This window comes from Leifsonia poae (assembly GCF_027921845.1).
Classification (GTDB): Bacteria; Actinomycetota; Actinomycetes; order Actinomycetales; family Microbacteriaceae; genus Leifsonia; species Leifsonia poae.
Genome location: NZ_BSEN01000015.1, coordinates 403385 through 419330 on the forward strand (window position 1 = coordinate 403385; position 15946 = coordinate 419330).

Consider the following 15946-nt stretch of genomic DNA (forward strand, 5'->3'; position numbering starts at 1 on the left):
TGCGTGTGCGAGCGGGGCGCGGCGGGCGAACGGCACGCGGTCGGGTAAATTTGGCGCAGGCAAGCTGCTGGACGCGAGAAGGGACGGGCGGCGGGTGTATCTCAAGAGCCTGACGCTCAAGGGCTTCAAGTCGTTCGCTCAACCGACGACCTTCGCCTTCGAACAAGGCGTCACGTGCGTCGTCGGGCCCAACGGCTCCGGCAAGTCCAACGTGGTCGACGCCCTGGCCTGGGTGATGGGCGAGCAGGGGGCGAAGACCCTCCGCGGCGGCAAGATGGAGGACGTCATCTTCGCCGGCACGTCCACCCGCGGGCCCCTCGGCCGTGCCGAGGTGACGCTCACCATCGACAACTCCGACGGCGCGCTGCCCATCGAGTACTCCGAGGTGACGATCTCGCGCACCCTGTTCCGCAACGGCGGCAGCGAGTACGCGATCAACGGCTCGACCTGCCGCCTGCTCGACGTGCAGGAACTGCTCAGCGACTCCGGTCTCGGCCGCGAGATGCACGTGATCGTCGGGCAGGGCCAGCTCGACGCCGTCCTTCACGCGAGCCCGGAGGATCGCCGCGGGTTCATCGAAGAGGCCGCCGGCATCCTGAAGCACCGCCGCCGCAAAGAGAAGACGCTCCGCAAGCTCGAGGCGATGCAGACCAACCTCACCCGCCTGAGCGACCTCGCCGGGGAGATCCGGCGCCAGCTCAAGCCGCTCGGGCACCAGGCAGAGATCGCACGCGAGGCCCAGTCCATCGCCGCCATCGTCCGGGATGCCAGGGCGCGCCTGCTGGCCGACGAGGTGGTCGCGCTGCGCACCGCTCTCGACGACCACGGCCGCACCGAGTCGGAGCGGCACAGCGAGCGCATCGTGCTGCAGGAGCAGCTCGAGCAGAAGCAGCTGCGCGTCGCCCGGCTCGAGCAGGCCCAGGTGGGCGACGAGGTCGATGTCGCCCGGCGCACCGCGTTCGGTCTCGAGTCGGTGCAGGAGCGCCTGCGCAACCTCTACACGATGGCCAACCAGCGTCTCGCCCTGCTGGGCAGCCAGGCCGACGCACCGGATGCCGGACCGAGCGTGAGCCCGCAGATGGTCCAGGATGCCCGTGACGAGGTCGCCCGGCTGCGAACGGTCGTCACCGAATCCGAGGCCGCGTGGGTGGCGTCGCAGGCCGCGACCAGGAGTGCGCGTTCCCGACTGGACTCCGTCGATGAGGAGATCGCCGCGCAGAGCGCGCTCGTCTCCCGGCACGATCTCGAGATCTCCAAGCTGAGCGGCCAGGCCGACGCTGCCGCGCAGCGGCTCGCTGCGGTGCGCGGCGAGGTGCTCCGCCAGCAGAACGCGCTCGACGCCGCGACGGAGCGCCGGGAGAAGGCACGCGCCGACTTCGCCGCCCGCGAGGCCGATGCCGCGACGGCGGATGCGGGGGAGAGCAACCTCGACGAGGCCTACGAGCTCGCCCAGGCCGACGTGTTCGAGGCCGAGGGCGAGATCGAACGGCTCCGCGAGGAGCTGCACACCCTCGAGCGGGAGCGCGACGCCCTCGCCGCCCGCACCAGCGCACTCTCCCAGGCCCTCGACCAGAAGGACGGCTCCGCCGCCCTGGTCGCCGCTCGGCTTCCCGGCGTGCGCGGTCTCGTCGCCGAGCACATCCGCGTGCATCCCGGCTACGAGGCCTCGATCGCCGCGGCGTTGGGGTCCCTGGCGGATGCGGTGCTCGCCGACGACAGCGAGCGCGCCTTCGAGGCGGTCGCCCGCGCGTCCGCCGACGACCTGGGCCGCGTCGAGGTCATCATGGCGGACGCGTCGGCGCCAGAGGTCGACCTGAGCGGCGTGCACGGCGTGGTCGCCGCCCGTTCGGTCGTCGACGCGCCAGGTGGCGTGCTCGGCATCCTCGCGTTCACCGCGATCGCGGACGATCTCGATGCGGCACGTGCTGCGAGTGCCGCCTATGCGGCGCGCGGGCTCGGCGGTCCGGTCACCATCATCACCAAGACCGGTGAGGTGCTCACCGACTACGTTCTGCGCGGTGGCTCCGGCGCGAAGCAGAGCCGCATCGAACTGATCGCCGACCGGGATGCGGCCGACGACCGGCTGGGCGAGGTCACCTCGCTCATCGACCGGGCACGGTTCGCCCTCGCCGAGCAGCGCGGCGTGCTGCAGGTGGCCAAGGAGCAGTCGCAGGCCGCACTCGGTGCGCTTCGCGAGTTCGACGCCCGGCTCGCGGCGCAGACCGAGCAGCTCAACCGGCTGAAGGTGCAGCTCGAGGCCTCGCAGGCCGAGTTCGAGCGCCTCTCGTCGGCGCTGGCGCTGGCCGGTGAGCGCGTTGCGGAGGCCGAGGCCGCCGCAGAGAAGGCGAAGTCCGAACTCGAGACCGCACGCTCACGCCCGCGACCGATCCTCGACGTCAGTGCACGGGATGCGCTCTCGGCGGAGCTCGACGCGGTTCGCGAGGCCGAGGTCGAGGCGCGGCTGTCCGTCGAGACCGCCAAGGAGCGCGTGCGCGCGGAGCAGGCCAGGGGAGAGGCCATCGCCCGGCAGCTCGAGGCCGAACGTGCCGCAGCGGAGGAGGCCGCCCGCCGCGCCGTCATCCGTCGACGGCAGACCGATGCCGCCACCCGCGTGCTCGAGGCGCTCCCCGCGGTGCTCGACTCCGCCGACCGCTCGGTCGCTCAGGCGCGGGTCGAGCTCGCGACGGCCGAGGCCCGGCGTGCCAGCCAGAACGAGGAGCTCGCAGGGCTGCGGCGTGAGGAGAACGCGCTGCGCGAGCGGTTGCAGACCATCTCCGAGAGCGTGCACGGCCTCGAACTGCAGATCTACGAGAAGAAGCTGCATCTCTCCGGTCTGCTCGAGCGGGCGGGCAGCGAACTGGGGCTCGTCGAGGATGTGCTCGTCGCGGAGTACGGCCCGGAGGTGCCGATTCCGGTCGCGGCCGCCCCGACAGCAGACGATGCTGCCGAGGCCGATGCTGCCGGAAATGACGACGCAGCGGACCAGCTGTACGGCGACGAGCCGGCCGCCGAGGTCGAGACCATGCCGTTCAACCGTGAGCAGCAGCAGAAGCGGCTGGCCTCCGCCGAGCGCAAGCTCGCCCAGCTCGGACGCGTCAATCCGCTCGCCCTCGAAGAATTCGCCGCCCTGGAGCAGCGTCACAAGTTCTTGACGGAGCAGCTCACCGACCTCACGAACACCCGCAAGGACCTCCTCACGATCATCGAGGAGATCGACGAGAAGATGCAGATCATCTTCGAGTCGGCCTTCGAGGACACGCGCGAGGCGTTCGCCTACGTGTTCCCGATCCTCTTCCCGGGCGGTACCGGCAGCATCACCCTCACCGATCCGGAGAACCTGCTGACCACCGGCATCGAGGTGTCGGTGAAGCCGGCAGGCAAGAAGATCGAGCGGCTCTCGCTGCTGTCGGGCGGTGAGCGGTCGCTCGCCGCCGTCGCGCTGCTGATCGCCATCTTCAAGGCGCGCCCCAGCCCGTTCTACATCATGGACGAGGTCGAGGCCGCGCTCGATGACGCGAACCTCGGCCGGCTGTTGACGATCTTCGAGGATCTGCGCGAGTCGAGCCAGCTGATCGTGATCACGCACCAGAAGCGCACGATGGAGATCGCGGACGCCCTCTACGGCGTCTCCATGCGGCAGGACGGCGTGTCGGCGGTCGTCGGCCAGCGCGTCGCGCAGGAGAAGGCCTCCTAAGCCGGTCGGCGTTCCGCGATCGGCGATCCGCGGTCCGCGGTCGCCGGTCCGCTCAGACCGCGTCGACGGCGGCAGCGACGGCGTCGACCAGCGAGGGGACCGGCTCGAGCATCGTCTCCGCACGCGCATCGCTGTCGGAGGCGAGCCGGGCGATCCCGGCGGCCGCGGATGCGCTGAGCTCTGTCTCCGCCGCCCGCGCCCGCAGATGGCTCGCCAGCAGCACCAGGTCGCGGTGGTCGCCCAGGGCATCCTGCAGGGTCTCGGCGGCCGAGGAGATGCGCACCGCGTCCCGCCCGAGCGTGTCCGAGACGGCGTCGGCGGCGTAGCGGAGCCGGCGCGCCGACTTGCGCAGCTCGTGGAGCTTCTCGAGCGAGTCGAGGTCCCCACGCGCCACGCGGCGTGCCGCCTTCTCCATTCCGTTCCTGGCGACACGGTTCGGATGCTTCCTGCCGCGTTTGCGCAGCGGCGGTCGGGCGGCGAACGCCTGGAGGTCGGCAAGCAGTCGGCGGTGCGCGCGACCGTTCAGCCGCCGGATGAGGCCGGCGAGCGACGCGTCGTATGCCCGCCTGGCGTCCTGGGCGAAGCCGAGCACGGCATCCACCACATCGGGTGCGGTCTCCGCCGCGAGCAGGTCTTCGAGGTCTTTCGCGCGTACCTCGAGATCCCGCGTCTCTCCGAGCGCGCTGCCGAGCCGACGGAGGCGGGCGCGCATCACCTGCGCGTCCTCCTCCACGAAGGCGCGGCGGTAGACGCTGAGCACGCTGCGGATGCGCCGCACCCGCGTGCGTGCCTGATGCACGGCGTCGTCTCCTCCCGTCTCGACGGCGACGAGCTGTTCCGCGAGCTCAGCGGAGAGGGAGACGAGAGCGAACATGGTCACACCGTAACAACTAGGGTGATTCCTATGGCAGAACGCACCCCCTGGTCTTTGTCGAGCGCCCTCCGCGGCATGTTCTCGAAGAAGACGATCGATGAGACCACCTGGGACGATCTCGAGACGGCGTTGATCACCGCGGACTTCGGCCCGGACGTCACCGAGGCCATCGTCGACGACCTGCGCGCCAAGGTCGACCGCTATCACACCACCGACCCGGCGGACCTCCAGCGCATGTTGCGCGAGAGCCTGGAGGAGCGCCTCTCGAAGCTCGACACCACGCTCAAGCTCTCCGAGCGTCCGGCCATCGTGCTGGTCGTCGGTGTCAACGGCGTCGGCAAGACGACGACCATCGGCAAGTTCGCGAAGTTCCTGCGCACTTACGACCGCACCGTCGTGGTCGGTGCGGCCGACACCTTCCGCGCCGCCGCGGTCGAGCAGCTCGCGACCTGGGCGGAGCGGGCCGGGGCCGACATCGTGCGTCCCCAGCAGCAGGGCCAGGATCCGGCGTCCGTCGCCTTCCAGACCGTCGAGCACGCCAAGCAGCACGGCACCGAGATCGTCATCATCGACACCGCCGGCCGGCTGCAGACCAAGGGCGGCCTGATGGACGAGCTCTCCAAGATCAAGCGCGTCGTCGAGAAGCAGGCTCCGATCGCCGAGGTGCTGCTGGTGCTCGACGCGACGACGGGGCAGAACGGCCTCGCGCAGGCAGAAGCCTTCATCGAGCACGCCGGCGTGACCGGGCTCGTGCTCACCAAGCTGGACGGCTCGGCGAAGGGCGGCTTCGTGCTCGCGGTGCAGGAGAAGACAGGCATCCCGATCAAGCTGGTGGGCCAGGGCGAGGGCATCAACGACCTCACCGGCTTCACCCCGCACGTCTTCGCTCAGCAGCTGGTGGGATAGGGGCGCGACATGGCGATCGAACACGAGTACTTCGGCATCATCGACGAGACCGCGAGCGGCGGACTCGCCTGGGGCGATTCCACCGACCTCTCCGAGCAGATCGTCGAGGTCGAGCTGCAGGCCGACGACGAGTCGGCGGTCACGGAGTTCGCGCTCGACTCCGCCGCCGCCTTGATCCAGGCGATGGAGGGGTTCGACGCCCGCGCACGCGATGCGCTCGTCGCCGAGCTGAGCTCCCGCCAGTCGGCCACCACCACCTATATCGACGACCACGTCGAGAAGCTCGGCGACGATCTGCTCGACATCCTCGTGTACAACTCGGGCGACATCGCGATCGACGTGCTGCGGTCGCTGCAGCTGCTGCGCGTGGTCATCCAGCCCGATCACCCCGAGGAGGACGAGGTCTTCGCGACCTTCGACTACTCGATCGCGCCCGACGAGACGGATGCCCTGCTCACCGTGAGCTTCGACATCCGCGGCGACGTGGTGAACATCGACACGCACGACTCGTGACGCTCGGCGCGAAATCGCGCGAGCTCACAGATTCCTCCCGTTAAACTGGCTGGATCATGGCTACTTTCGGAACGCTGTCTGACCGCCTCGCAGACACCTTCAAAAACCTCCGCACCAAGGGCAAGCTGTCGCCGGCCGATGTCGATGGCACCGTGCGCGAGATCCGCCGCGCGCTGCTCGACGCCGACGTCGCGCTCGATGTCGTCAAGGACTTCACCGGCAAGGTGCGCGAACGCGCACTGAGCGACGAGGTCAACAAGGCGCTCAACCCCGCGCAGCAGGTCGTGCAGATCGTCAACGAGGAGCTCGTCGCGATCCTCGGTGGCGAGCAGCGCCGCCTGCAGTTCGCGAAGAAGCCGCCGACGGTGATCATGCTCGCCGGCCTGCAGGGCGCCGGTAAGACGACGCTCGCCGGCAAGCTCGCGAAGTGGCTCGCGAAAGACGGCCACACTCCCGTCCTGGTCGCCGCCGACCTCCAGCGTCCCAATGCCGTGAACCAGCTCCAGATCGTGGGCGAGCAGGCCGGCGTCCCCGTCTACGCGCCCGAGCCGGGCAATGGCGTCGGCAACCCGGTCAGGGTCGCGAAGGACGCGCTGAAGTTCGCCGAGACCAAGCAGTACGACACGGTCATCGTCGACACCGCGGGCCGTCTCGGCGTCGATGCCGAGCTCATGAAGCAGGCCGCCGACATCCGCAAGGCCGTCGACCCCGACGAGGTGCTGTTCGTCATCGACGCGATGATCGGTCAAGACGCCGTCGCGACCGCCAAGGCGTTCCAGGACGGCGTCGACTTCACCGGTGTCGTCCTCTCCAAGCTCGACGGCGATGCGCGCGGTGGCGCGGCGCTGTCGGTCGCCTCGGTGACCGGCCGGCCGATCATCTTCGCGTCGACCGGTGAGGGCCTCGACGACTTCGAGCCGTTCCACCCCGACCGCATGGCCAGCCGCATCCTCGACCTCGGTGACATCCTCACCCTGATCGAGCAGGCGCAGGAGGCCTTCGACGAGGACGAGGCGCGCAAGGTCGCCGAGAAGTTCGCGACCGACACCTTCACGCTCGACGACTTCCTCAAGCAGATGCAGCAGCTGCGCAACATGGGCTCCATCAAGAAGATGATGGGGATGCTCCCTGGCGCCGGCGCCATGAAGCAGCAGCTCGACAACTTCGACGAGAAGGAGATCGTGCGCACCGAGGCGATCATCCAGTCGATGACGACCGTCGAGCGCACGACGCCCAAGCTCCTCAACGGCTCGCGCCGCCTGCGCATCGCCAAGGGCTCCGGCACCACGGTCACCGAGGTCAACCAGCTGGTGAACCGCTTCGAGCAGGCCGCCAAGATGATGAAGACCGTGGCCAAGGGCGGCGTTCCGAACGTTCCCGGCATGGGTCCGATCCCGGGTGCAGGGTTCGGCGGCGGACGCGGCAAGCAGCAGCCGAAGAAGAAGGGCTCGAAGTCGGGCAACCCGGCCAAGCGCGCGGCGGAGAACGCAGCGATCGCGGCCGGTGCCAAGCCCACGACGGGTGCCGCGGCGGGCTCGGGCTTCGGACTCGGCGGAGGCGCCGGAGCCGGAGCGGGCAAGCCGGGCGGACCGAGCGAAGAAGAGCTCGCGTCGCTGCAGAAGTTCCTGGGCCGCTAGCCGTCGAAGCCGGTCAGAGGGCCAGGTTCAGCGGTGCCAGCTTGGAGTCGATGACGTTCGCGACGGCCTTCTGACCGGCGCTGTTCGGGTGGATCTGATCGGCCTGCAACAGCTCGCGGTGCCCGACGAGCGGGAACCCGACGTCGAGGAACGTTCCGTCGACGCCCTGAACGGCCTCTTTCATGATCGCGTCGACCCGCGTGATCGTAGCGGGCGGCGTGTCCGACCCCCAGATCGCCGTCGTGCCGATGATGCGCACCTTCGGGAACTGCTGGCGGAGCGCATCCAGCATCGTCGAGGTCTTCTGCTCGACGAGCGCGGGGTTCTGGTCGCGGTCGTTGCGCGTGGCGGCGATCAGGATGAAGTCGGGGTGCAGGGTGAGCGCCGTGTCGACCTGGTCCTGGTAGGTCGTGCCGTTCCAGCCCTTCTTGACGAAGCCGGACCCCGAGACCGCGAGGTCTGTGAGGCGCCAGCCGTGGGCCGCGGCCACGCGAGCGGGCCACGCCTCGTCGCGGGCGACGCCCTTGCCGAACGCGATCGAGTCGCCGATCGCGACGAGCAGCGGCTCATGTGCGCCCTGAGGTGCGGCGACCGGCGTTCCGACGGCGGCGACGGGGCGCTGAACGGTCGCGGACGAGCATCCGGCGAGGACGATGGTGGCGGTTGCGGCGACGGCCAGAACGGCCAGGCGCAGGCTTCGGGTAGACAGACGCACGCGATGAGAGTACGTCGCCGAAACTGAGTAAGTGCTGTGGATCCGACGGCGTGTCGGGCGGGGGAGGGTGAACCGGTCGGTCAACCGCCGTCTGTGCGGGTGTGGATGGGCGCTGTGCGCCGCTCCGTCAGCGGGGCAGGCCGTCCCTGAGTTCGTGGGTGAGCGAGCTCACGACCGCCTGCAGACTGCCGCCGTTCGCCTCGGCGACCGCCAGCTGCCGCTGATAGCTCGCGCCATCGCGCAGGATGACGTCCACCGTCTCGAGCTCGGCCAGGCATCCGAGCCGCTCGGCCACCGGAGCGAGGTCGACCACCAGGTCGCGCAGCGCATCCGAGACCAGCCGCTCGCTGCCGTCGGGAGCGACAATGATCTCGGCGTCGAGGCCGTAGCGAGCCGCCCGCCACTTGTTCTCCCGCACGAACCAGGGCTGCAGGGTGACCGGCTCGACGCCGTCGTCGAGCTGCTGGGACATCCGGTCGGTGAGGCAGTGGATCAGAGCGGCGACCGCGCCCACTTCGTCGGCGGTCGAGAGGCCGTCGCAGGCGCGCATCTCCACGGTGCCCCATTGCGGAGACGGCCGGATGTCCCAGCGCACCTCGCTGTGGTCGGTCACGACGCCGGTGGTGACGAGATCCTGAACGTACTCCTCGTAGTTCGTCCAGCTGCCGAACTGCCAGGGGAGCCCCGCTGTCGGCAGCTGCTGGAACATGAGTGCACGATTGGAGGCGTAGCCGGTCTTGGCGCCGCCCCAGAACGGGCTGGATGCGCTCAGGGCCTGCAGGTGGGGATAATAGGTCAGCAGTCCGTTGACGATCGGGAGCGCCTTGTCGCGGTCGTCGATGCCGACGTGCACGTGGATGCCCCAGATCATCATCTGGCGACCCCACCACTGGGTGCGGTCGAGGAGGCGGTCGTACCGCTCGTTCGGCGTGACCTTCTGGTCGTACCACTGCGCGAACGGGTGCGTGCCGGCGCACATCAGCTCGACGCCGAGCGGGTCGGTGACTGTTCGGACGAGCCCGATGAGCTCCTGGAGGTCGGTGATCGCATCCGGCACCGTGTGGTGCACGCGGCTCACCAGCTCGATGGTGTTGAGCAGCAGTTCGTGGGTGATCTGCGGATGCTCCTCGCCATCGGTTCCGAGCTCCTGCAGCACCTCCTGGGCGATCTGCACGAGGTCTCCGGTCGAGGCGTCGACGAGCGCGAGCTCCCACTCGATCCCCACCGTCGAGCGCTCGGATTCCGAGAATTCGATCTGCATGCTGGTCGTCCCGTTCATCCGATTGTTCAAAGGGCCCACGTTTCTGACAGAATAGCTAGTTGAGTTCCGTCGTACCCGACCCTCTAATCAGGTCCGGTGGAACACCATAGACCTCCTGCCGAGTGTGCCCCCACGCTCACGGCAGTCAGTTCGTCAAATTACCTCATACAACACAGGAGAATTGTGGCTGTCAAAATCCGTCTGAAGCGCCTCGGCAAGATCCGCGCTCCGTACTACCGCATCGTCGTCGCCGACTCGCGCACCAAGCGCGACGGTCGCGTGATCGAGGAGATCGGTCTGTACCACCCCACCGAGGAGCCGTCGGTCATCGAGGTCGACTCGGAGCGCGCTCAGTACTGGCTCGGCGTCGGCGCCCAGCCGTCCGAGCAGGTTCTGGCCCTTCTCAAGCTCACCGGCGACTGGGGCAAGTTCAAGGGCGACAAGAACGCCAAGAGCACCGTCAAGGTCAAGGAAGAGAAGGTCGCCTTCCAGGCCGACGAGAAGAAGAAGCCGGTCCTCAAGCCCAAGGCCGAGAAGCCGGCCGAGGTCGCTGCTGAGGCAGAGGCCGTCGTCGAGGCAGAGGTCGAGGCCGAAGAGGCCGCCGAGGCCGAGGTCGTGACCGAGGCTGAAGAGATCACCGAAGCCGCCGCCGACGGCGAGAAGGCGTAACACCTTGCTCGCACCCGCACTCGCGCACCTCGTCAAGGGGATCGTGGATCACCCCGACGACGTGCACGTCGTTGCAAAGAGTTCGCCCCGTGGCGAGGTCCTCGAGGTTCGTGTGAACCCCGAGGACCTCGGCCGGGTCATCGGCCGGAGCGGCCGCACCGCCAAGGCGCTGCGCACGCTCGTGGGCGCGCTGGCAGACGGTCGTCGCGTTCGCGTCGACGTCGTCGACACCGACAACTGAGGTGGCCGACCACAAGCTGCCGCCGCAGAACGGGTCACCGCGTTCCGACCAGACCCAGCTGCGCGTCGGGCGTCTCAACAAAGCCCACGGGCTGAAGGGCGCCATCAAGGTCGAGCTCTACACGGACGAGCCGGAGAAGCGGTTCGTCCCCGGCGCGGTCTTCACCCTGCAGGTGCCGACCGCGTCGAAATGGCACGGCAAGACGCTGGAGCTCACCGAGCTCCGCTGGTACAACGGCCACGCCGTCGGGTTCTTCAAGGGCGTCGACGACCGCACCGAGGCCGAGACGCTCATCAAAGCGATCCTCTGGGTGACGCAGGACCCGCGCGAGCTGCCGGATGAGGCCGACGCCTGGTACGACCACCAGCTGGTCGGGCTCGACGCCCTCCGCGACGGTGTCAAGGTCGGCATCGTCGCCCGGGTCGACCATCTGCCCGCGCAAGACCTGCTGGCGATCAAGACGGACAACGGCGAGGTTCTCGTCCCGTTCGTCTCGGCGATCGTCCCCGAGGTCGACCTCGCGGCAGGCACGCTGACGCTGACGCCGCCGACGGGCCTCTTCGAAGAGGTGCCGGATGACGACCCGGAACCCGAGGCGGGCGCCCCCGGGACTCGCGAAACGACCGAGTAGCACCGAGCGACTCACCGAGAGCCCCTGCCGGACGGCGGGGGCTCTCTCGTTCTCACTGCTGCCCCGAACGGGGGATGGACCCCGGTGTCTCGACCGATTGACATCGCGTTAGGCTGAGCGCGCTCCGGTACGGATCTCGCCGGAACTCCACTGAGACGTGCCGACGGGTTTCGGCAACAAGGGGACATCGTGCGCCGTCTACCCGGGCTCATCGTCGTGCTCGCAATCGCTGCCACTCTGTTGGTCGCCGGCGTGCCGGCGCCGGTCTCCGCGGCGACAGCGCGTGGGACGACATACACGTTGCCGGCCGGCAACAACAACTACCGGATGGCGGCCGGGCCGGACGGGGACGTCTACGCCCTCAACGTGACCACCAGCGTCGTGAGCAGAATCCGCCCCGATGGCACGTGGAGCCCCGCCATCGCCACGGTGAAGGCGGCCGGCACTCAGGCGGCGGCTCCGTCATCCGCTCTGGCCGTCGCTCCAGACGGGTCCCTGTTCGTGCTGACCTCCAGCGGGGTGATCGAGCACCTCGGCGCCGACGGAACCGATCGGGGTGCCTTCGCGAATGGCGAGGCCTTTCCCGGATTCGCACTCGACGTGTCGCCGAGCGGGGACGTGCGCCTTGAGACGACCTCGTCTCCCGATCAGGCGCCGAACGGGTATCAACTGCTGCTCATCCACCCGGACGGCACCTGGTCGCGCCTGTACACCGCACCGGCCGGAGCCGCCCTGGGGGCACCTCAGGCCACTCCGGACGGCGGCATTGCCATGACGGTCGCGGGGCGGTCGGTCGGAGCGGTCGTGCTTTCGTCTGCCGGAATCGTCGAGCGCTCGTTCACGATCCCGGGCGCGATCACCATCTGGGCAGCTGCGGTCGACAACGATGGCTCCGTCTACGTCGACTACACACTGCAGTCGTCCGTCGACGACGACAGGCTCGGTCGCTTCGGTGCTGACAGCACAACGACCCTCAACATCGTCGACAAGGGTCTGGCCGCACCCGCAGCGCTGGTGTGGGGACCCGGCCACGAGCTGATGAGCGTGAACGATCAACTCGGCGATGTGACCACGGTCTCGAGTGCCGGTGTCGTCACCAAGCACGCATTCACCTTCCAACGGTCGGGGAGCGGCGGCGAAGAGGCGATCGCAGACCGGTGGGGAAACGTCTGGATCTACTCGATGCCGGTGCTCGACTCGAAGGGTACGCGGGGCAACCAGATCACGCGTTACACGTCGACGTCGCGCATCGGTGGGGCGACGCGCTACGACGTGAGCGGGGCCGCGGCGAGCGCGGCGTTCGGCAGGGACGTGCCCGTCGTGTTCGTGGCTTCGGGTGCGGTCTTCCCCGACGCGCTGTCCGGCGGCGCAGCAGCGGCCGCACTCGGCGGACCTGTGCTCCTCGTGCCGCCGTCGGGCGCCCTCGGGTCGTCCACCGTGCGTGCCCTGACGCGGCTCCGCCCGCACGCGATCGTGGTGCTCGGTGGCACCGCCTCGGTGTCGTCCGCCGTGCAATCGGCACTGAGGTCGTATGCGCCGTCGGTCACCCGCATCGGTGGCGCCGACCGTTACGAGGTCAGTGCTTCGCTCTCGGCATCCGTCTTCTCTCCCGGAGTCGCCAGAGTCTACGTCGCTACGGGGGCTACGTTCCCCGACGCCCTGAGCGGCGCCGCGGCCGCTGGGGCCTCCCACGCTCCTGTGCTGCTGGTACCGGCATCCGGAGCCATCCCGAACGCGGTCTCGGCGGAGCTGGCGCGCCTGCACCCTGGGGTCATCACGGTTCTGGGCGGTACAGGCTCGGTCGGCGTCGATGTCGCCGGTGATCTGGCCGCGATCGCCCCCGTGACGAGGATCGGGGGTGTGGACCGCTACACCGTGAGCGCAGCGCTCTCGTCGGCGACGTTCCGCCCGGGAGTCGCGAAGGTCTTCGTCGCGCGCGGCGATCTGTTCCCGGACGCTCTGTCGGGCGCGCCTGTCGCTGCGGTGTCCGGCGCCCCCGTGCTGCTTCTCCCGCCGACCGGCGCGATCCCCACCGCGGTGGCGGCGGAGCTGAAACGGCTTAAGCCGCACGGCATCATCGAGCTCGGAGGTGCATCCGGAGTGTCGGCGACGACGGATAAGACGCTGCTGGCCTATATCCGCTGATCACCGGCCGGGCGGCCGTTCGTAGCCGGGCTCAGCCGACGACGGCGAGGCCCCGGGCACGCAGGGTACGGGCATCCGCGTCGAGCGCGGCGAGCAGGCGCTCGTGCGTGCCGAGGATGTGGTGGTGGATGCGCTCCGCCGCGGCGTCCGCATCGCGGGCGGCCACGAGGTCGACGATCTCGCGGTGCTCCTCCCACGAGCGGCGTCGGGCATCCTCCGTGCGCACCTCGAGCCAGCGGGTGCGGGCGAGGCGGGTCATCGCCGCGTCCACGGCGTCGCTGAAGTAGTCGTTGCCGCAGAGACCGGCGAGCTCGACGTGGAAGTGAGCGCCGGCGCGCACGCTCTGCTCGTTCGGCGTCTCGAGCGAGAACCGGCCGAGCCGCTCGGCGAGGGAAGCGATCGCCTCGTCGTCGGCGCGCATACAACTGAGCCGCACGGCCGCGGTCTCCAGGGCATCGCGCAGTTCGCTGAGCCGGGCGATCTCACCGAGGTCGATGGGGGAGACCTGCCATGCGCGGCCGTCGCGCTCCACCAGCCCGTCGGATTCGAGGCGCATCAGCGCCGCCCGGAGCGGGGTCCTGGATGCCCCCAGCTCGACCTCGAGGCCGCGTTCGGTCAGGCGTGCGCCCGGCGTGCGCTCGAGGTCGAGGATCTGCGCGCGGAGTCTGTCGTAGACGTGCGTCTGCTCGGGCATCCGATGCCTTCCATTTGGTATACCGGCTTGGTATACCAGTAGGGTATACCGCATGACCACGATCATGACACGAACACCCCGTCCGTGGCTGATGCTGGCGTTCGGCGTGACGGCTCAGGCGAGTTCGACGGTGTTCGTCAGCACGCCGGCGTTCCTCATCCCGCTGCTGCACACCGAGCGTGGTCTCTCGCTCGGGGAGGCGGGTCTGCTCGCGTCGGCGCCGACCCTCGGGCTCGTGATCACCCTGATCGCGTGGGGAGCGCTGAGTGACCGCATCGGGGAGCGGTGGGTCATCTCGGCCGGTCTCGCGATCACGGCGCTGGCCGCGTTCGCCGCGATGTTCGCGAGCGACTACGTGAGCCTGGGCGCGCTGTTCCTGATCGGCGGGATGGCGGCGGCGAGTCCCAACGCCGCCAGCGGGCGCGTGGTGATCGGCTGGTTCCCCAAGGAGCGTCGCGGACTGGCGATGGGCATCCGGCAGATGTGCCAGCCCCTCGGTGTCGCCGTCGCCGCGTTGACCATCCCGCAGCTCGCCGCGTCCGGTGGCATCGCGGCGGCCCTGGTCGTGCCCGCTGTGCTCTGCGCGGTCTCCGCGGTGCTGTGCGCCGTCGGGATCGTCGACCCGCCCCGTCCGCCGCGCGGCATCGCCGAGGACGGCTCGGCGCATCCACTCGCCACCTGGAAGCCGTACCGGGAGACCTCGCTGCTCTGGCGCATCCACGTGGTGTCGATGCTGCTGGTCGTGCCGCAGTTCGCGATCTCGACCTTCGGCCTGGTCTGGCTGGTCACGGAGCTGCATTTCCCGTCGCTCGCGGCCGGAGTCGTGATCGGCGTGAGCCAGTTCGCCGGAGCGCTCGGCCGGATCGGCGTCGGCGTGCTGAGCGACCGTGTCGGAAGCCATCTGCGACCGTTGCGCTGGGTCTCGATCGCCGCCGTGGCTGTGATGCTGCTGATGGCCGTCGCGGCCTCTTTGGGCGCCGCCTGGGCCGCGGTGATCCTCATCGTCGCGGCGATCGTGACCGTCGCCGACAACGGTCTGGCGTACACCTCGGTGGCGGAGATCGCCGGGCCGTTCTGGTCGGGGCGTGCGCTCGGCGCGCAGAACACCGGACAGTTCCTGGCGGCTTCGGTCGTGGGTCCTGCGGTGGGCGGGCTCATCACGCTGGTGGGCTTCCCACTCGCCCTCGCCGCGGTCGCCCTGTGCCCGGTCGTCGCCGTTCCGCTCGTGCCGCGCGACCGCGAGCTGGCCGTCGTGCCGCAATAGACTTTCCGGCATGCGCATCGACATCGTCACGATCTTCCCCGAGTTCTTCGATGTGCTCGACATCTCGCTGCTCGGCAAGGCGCGGCAGTCCGGCATCATCGACCTCGGCGTGCACAACCTGCGCGACCACACCCACGACCGGCACCGCACGGTCGACGACACTCCGTACGGCGGCGGGGCGGGCATGGTGATGAAGCCGGAGCCGTGGGGCGAGGCGCTCGACGGCATCCTGCCCGCTGGACCGGGCGACCCGCTCGTGATCTTCCCGTCGCCCGCCGGCGAGGTCTTCACCCAGGCGACGGCTCGCGAGCTCGCGCACGAGCAGCACCTCGTCTTCGGATGCGGCCGCTACGAGGGCATCGACCAGCGGGTCTTCGACGACACGGCGTCACGTGCCCGCGTGCGGCTGGTGAGCATCGGCGACTACGTGCTCAACGGCGGCGAGGTGGCGACCATGGCGATGATCGAGGCCATCGGCCGGTTGATCCCTGGCGTCGTCGGAAATCCGGAGAGCCTGGTGCAGGAGTCCCACGAAGACGGCCTGCTCGAGTACCCGAGCTACACGAAGCCGGCCGAGTGGCGAGGGCGGGACGTGCCGCCGGTGCTGCTGTCGGGCAACCACGGCGCGATCGCCGCCTGGCGACGCGAGCAGCAGCTCGAGCGCACGGCGCGCGTGCGGCCCGATCTGCTCGGCTGAAGGCT

General features: G+C 69.4%; 14 protein-coding genes. 10 read left to right on the top strand and 4 right to left on the bottom strand.

The annotated features are described in order from the left end of the window. Positions 1–94: 94 nt before the first annotated feature. Positions 95–3694 carry a chromosome segregation protein SMC gene (smc, locus tag PKE84_RS16665; protein ID WP_271178375.1) on the top strand — a complete coding sequence of 1200 codons (3600 nt, stop codon included), beginning with the start codon at positions 95–97 and terminating at the stop codon, positions 3692–3694. A gap of 52 nt (positions 3695–3746) precedes the next feature. Here smc and PKE84_RS16670 read toward each other — a convergent pair whose 3' ends face one another. After that, positions 3747–4568: a CHAD domain-containing protein gene (locus tag PKE84_RS16670; RefSeq protein ID WP_271178376.1), complete on the bottom strand. Its 822-nt coding sequence runs from the start codon at positions 4566–4568 to the stop codon at positions 3747–3749. Positions 4569–4598: 30 nt separating this feature from the next. Between PKE84_RS16670 and ftsY the strand changes: the two genes are divergently transcribed. The 3 genes from ftsY to ffh are packed head-to-tail and all read left to right on the top strand — an operon-like array spanning position 4599 to position 7624. Beyond that, complete coding sequence (ftsY, locus tag PKE84_RS16675; RefSeq protein ID WP_271178377.1) at positions 4599–5474, top strand: signal recognition particle-docking protein FtsY; 876 nt, start codon at positions 4599–4601, stop codon at positions 5472–5474. A 9-nt stretch (positions 5475–5483) separates the two neighbouring features. Beyond that, positions 5484–5987 carry a DUF2004 domain-containing protein gene (locus PKE84_RS16680; protein ID WP_271178378.1) on the top strand — a complete coding sequence of 168 codons (504 nt, stop codon included), beginning with the start codon at positions 5484–5486 and terminating at the stop codon, positions 5985–5987. A gap of 56 nt (positions 5988–6043) precedes the next feature. Then, on the top strand, positions 6044–7624 hold the full coding sequence (gene ffh, locus PKE84_RS16685; RefSeq protein WP_271178379.1) for a signal recognition particle protein: 1581 nt from the start codon (positions 6044–6046) through the stop codon (positions 7622–7624). 13 nt (positions 7625–7637) lie between these two features. Here ffh and PKE84_RS16690 read toward each other — a convergent pair whose 3' ends face one another. Both PKE84_RS16690 and PKE84_RS16695 read right to left on the bottom strand, forming a co-directional pair. Then, entirely contained in the window at positions 7638–8339 is a 702-nt protein-coding gene (locus tag PKE84_RS16690) for an SGNH/GDSL hydrolase family protein (protein ID WP_271178380.1), read from the bottom strand. Between the two features lie 127 nt (positions 8340–8466). Beyond that, positions 8467–9600 (bottom strand): glutamate--cysteine ligase, encoded by a 1134-nt coding sequence (locus PKE84_RS16695; RefSeq protein ID WP_271178929.1) that lies wholly within the window; start codon positions 9598–9600, stop codon positions 8467–8469. 183 nt (positions 9601–9783) lie between these two features. On the opposite strand from PKE84_RS16695, the gene rpsP reads away from it, so the two are divergent. From rpsP to PKE84_RS16715, 4 genes are all read left to right on the top strand, one after another. Then, positions 9784–10269, top strand: a complete 486-nt coding sequence (gene rpsP / locus PKE84_RS16700) for a 30S ribosomal protein S16 (RefSeq protein ID WP_271178381.1) — start codon at positions 9784–9786, stop codon at positions 10267–10269. A 4-nt stretch (positions 10270–10273) separates the two neighbouring features. Beyond that, positions 10274–10510, top strand: a complete 237-nt coding sequence (locus tag PKE84_RS16705; RefSeq protein ID WP_271178382.1) for an RNA-binding protein — start codon at positions 10274–10276, stop codon at positions 10508–10510. 1 nt (position 10511) lies between these two features. Beyond that, entirely contained in the window at positions 10512–11141 is a 630-nt protein-coding gene (gene rimM, locus PKE84_RS16710) for a ribosome maturation factor RimM (RefSeq protein WP_271178383.1), read from the top strand. Between the two features lie 189 nt (positions 11142–11330). Next, positions 11331–13286 carry a cell wall-binding repeat-containing protein gene (locus PKE84_RS16715; protein WP_271178384.1) on the top strand — a complete coding sequence of 652 codons (1956 nt, stop codon included), beginning with the start codon at positions 11331–11333 and terminating at the stop codon, positions 13284–13286. A 31-nt stretch (positions 13287–13317) separates the two neighbouring features. On the opposite strand, the gene PKE84_RS16720 is transcribed toward PKE84_RS16715, so the two are convergent. Then, positions 13318–13980 (bottom strand): GntR family transcriptional regulator, encoded by a 663-nt coding sequence (locus tag PKE84_RS16720; protein WP_271178385.1) that lies wholly within the window; start codon positions 13978–13980, stop codon positions 13318–13320. A gap of 52 nt (positions 13981–14032) precedes the next feature. Between PKE84_RS16720 and PKE84_RS16725 the strand changes: the two genes are divergently transcribed. After that, positions 14033–15244 carry an MFS transporter gene (locus PKE84_RS16725; protein WP_271178386.1) on the top strand — a complete coding sequence of 404 codons (1212 nt, stop codon included), beginning with the start codon at positions 14033–14035 and terminating at the stop codon, positions 15242–15244. Between the two features lie 10 nt (positions 15245–15254). Continuing rightward, positions 15255–15941, top strand: a complete 687-nt coding sequence (trmD, locus tag PKE84_RS16730) for a tRNA (guanosine(37)-N1)-methyltransferase TrmD (protein ID WP_271178387.1) — start codon at positions 15255–15257, stop codon at positions 15939–15941. The last annotated feature ends 5 nt before the right edge of the window (positions 15942–15946 follow it).